Source organism: Cryobacterium sp. RTC2.1 (assembly GCF_035018685.1).
Classification (GTDB): domain Bacteria; phylum Actinomycetota; class Actinomycetes; order Actinomycetales; family Microbacteriaceae; genus Cryobacterium; species Cryobacterium glucosi.
Window position 1 is genome coordinate 1 of sequence record NZ_JASJXJ010000254.1, and the last position, 2,520, is coordinate 2,520.

A 2,520-nucleotide genomic window follows, 5' to 3' on the forward strand; every position below is an offset into this window, starting at 1 on the left:
GCCGGGGCCGGTCGAGGGGGAGGCGGAGTCCAGTTGGCGCGCGCGAGCGGCGTCGAGGCGGGCCTTGGCTCCGATCAGCCATTCCTCACAGCGGCTCGCGAGTTCCTCGCCGCGTTCCCACAGGGCGAGGGACTCTTCGAGGGTCGAAGAGCCCTGTTCGAGGGCGCTCACGACCCGTACGAGTTCGTCCCTGGCCTGCTCGTAGCTCAGGGTGGAGATGTCGGCGGGAGCGGTCATGGCGTCCATTCTATTGAGTCCTGGCTGTCGTCTTCGGCCCGGTGGCCGGGTCAGCTGCCGGGTCCGCGGCCGGGTCTGCGGCCGGCTCGGCGGACGGGCCTGCTGTGGCCGCGAGGGTTCCCGCGCCGAGCGTGATCCTGAGCCGGGTACCGTCCGGAGCATCGGCGGCGGCACGCAGCACGTGGCCGTCCCGCACCTGCACGATCGCGTAACCGCGGTCGAGGGTGCCCTGCGGGGACAGCGTGCGGAGCCTCGTGCGGAGCTCCGTGACGACGCCGGCGGATGCCTCGACGACGCGTTCCACTAGCTCCGTTCCCCGGGCGACGTACCGGGTGAGGTCCTCGGCACGGGAATCGACGATCCAGGCCGTGCTGCTGAGCACGGGGCGTGACCGGAGCTGGCCGATCCGGTCGACCTCGGCGGCGAGGATTCCGGTCAGCCGGGTGCCCAACCGGGCCCTGGCCTGCTGGACGCGGTTGAGCTCGTCCGAGACGTCGGGAACGACCCGCTTGGCGGCATCCGTCGGGGTGGAGGCCCGGAGGTCGGCGACCTCGTCGAGCAGGGGCCGGTCGGCCTCGTGGCCGATCGCACTGACCAGGGGGGTGGTGCAGGCCGCCGCGGCGCGGAGCACGCGTTCGTCGCTGAAGCCGAGCAGGTTCTGGAAGTCGCCGCCGCCGCGGGCGACGATGATGACGTCGACGTCGGGGTCGGCATCGAGGCGCTGGATCGCGGCGACGACCTCGGCCACCGAGCGGTCGCCCTGCATGGCCGCGTACGCGAGGTGGAAATCGACGGCGGGCCAGCGCAGCTGGGCGTTGCGGATGACGTCCTTCTCGGCGTCGGAGTCCTTGCCGGTGACGAGGCCGATGCAGTGCGGCAGGAACGGGAGCGGTTTCTTGCGGGAGGCGGCGAAGAGGCCTTCGGCCGCGAGCTGCTTGCGGAGACGCTCGAGGCGTTCGAGCATGTCGCCGAGGCCGACGTGGCGCAGGTCGAAGACCTGCATGGTGAGTGTGCCGCCCTTGACCCAGTAATTCGGCTTGACCAGGGCGATGACGCGGTCGCCCTGCTTAAACTCGTCGCTCAGCCGGGCCTTGACGGACGACCACACGGTGAAGCCGACGGTGGCGTCCTCGCTGAGGTCTTTGAGCTTGCCGTACACATTGCCGCCACTGACGCCCCACTGGGTGATCTCACCCTCGACCCAGGCTGTGCCGAGCCGCTCGATGTAGCCGCGGATCTTGTTCGCCAGCAGGGCGACGGGCCACGGAGCCTCGAGGGTGGGTGGTGCATCGGTCATGAATCGTTCCTCCCACGGCCTGTCCAGCCACGCACCCATAGAATGAGCCGGTGACTATCAGCTCGGATTCAAGCGTTATCGGCCTCGGCATGCCCCGGATTCCCCGGGCACGCAACGTCCTCAAGGATACCCCGGTGGATGGGCCGAAACGGGTGCTGCTCGCTGCCCCGCGCGGCTACTGCGCGGGTGTCGACCGGGCCGTCATCGCGGTCGAGAAGGCGCTCGAGCTGTACGGAGCGCCCGTCTACGTGCGCAAGCAGATCGTGCACAACGTGCACGTCGTCTCCGAACTCGAGAAGCAGGGCGCCATCTTCGTCGACGAGGTCGATGAGGTGCCCCGCGGCTCGCACCTCGTCTTCAGCGCCCATGGAGTGTCGCCGGCCGTCGTCAGCGCGGCCGCTGCGCGGGGGCTGCGCGCGATCGACGCGACCTGCCCGCTCGTCACCAAGGTGCACCGCGAGGCCGTGCGCTTCGCCCGCGATGATTTCGAGATCCTGCTGATCGGCCACGAAGGACATGAAGAGGTCGAGGGCACGGCAGGGGAGGCACCGGAACACACGACCCTCGTGGGCAGCCCGGACGAGGCCGACACGATCGTGGTGCGCAACCCGGAGAAGGTCGTCTGGCTGTCGCAGACCACCCTCAGCGTCGACGAGACCATGGAGACCGTGAGCCGGCTCCGCGCCCGGTTCCCGCTGCTGCAGGATCCGCCGAGCGATGACATCTGCTACGCCACCCAGAACCGGCAGGTGGCGATCAAGAAGATCGCCGAGGCCTCAGACCTCGTGCTCGTCGTCGGTTCGGCGAACTCGTCCAATTCGGTGCGCCTCGTCGAGGTCGCCCTCGAATACGGCGCCCGCGCCGCCTACCGGGTCGACTTCGCGAGCGAGGTCAAGCAGGAGTGGCTCGACGGCGTCGCGACCGTCGGAGTGACGAGCGGGGCATCCGTGCCCGAGGAACTCGTGACCGAACTCCTGCGCGACCTC

3 protein-coding genes are annotated in these 2,520 nt (G+C 69.6%); 1 reads left to right on the plus strand and 2 read right to left on the minus strand.

The features are described 5' to 3' along the window. On the minus strand, positions 1-246 hold a 246-nt coding region (locus tag QN357_RS18540), incomplete at its 3' end, for an exodeoxyribonuclease VII small subunit (RefSeq protein ID WP_323505344.1). A 1-nt stretch (position 247) separates the two neighbouring features. Continuing rightward, on the minus strand, positions 248-1,534 hold the full coding sequence (gene xseA, locus QN357_RS18545; protein ID WP_322140705.1) for an exodeoxyribonuclease VII large subunit: 1,287 nt from the start codon (positions 1,532-1,534) through the stop codon (positions 248-250). 89 nt (positions 1,535-1,623) lie between these two features. On the opposite strand from xseA, the gene QN357_RS18550 reads away from it, so the two are divergent. After that, positions 1,624-2,520, plus strand: an 897-nt coding sequence (locus QN357_RS18550) for a 4-hydroxy-3-methylbut-2-enyl diphosphate reductase (RefSeq protein ID WP_323505345.1), incomplete at its 3' end; no start/stop codon positions are given.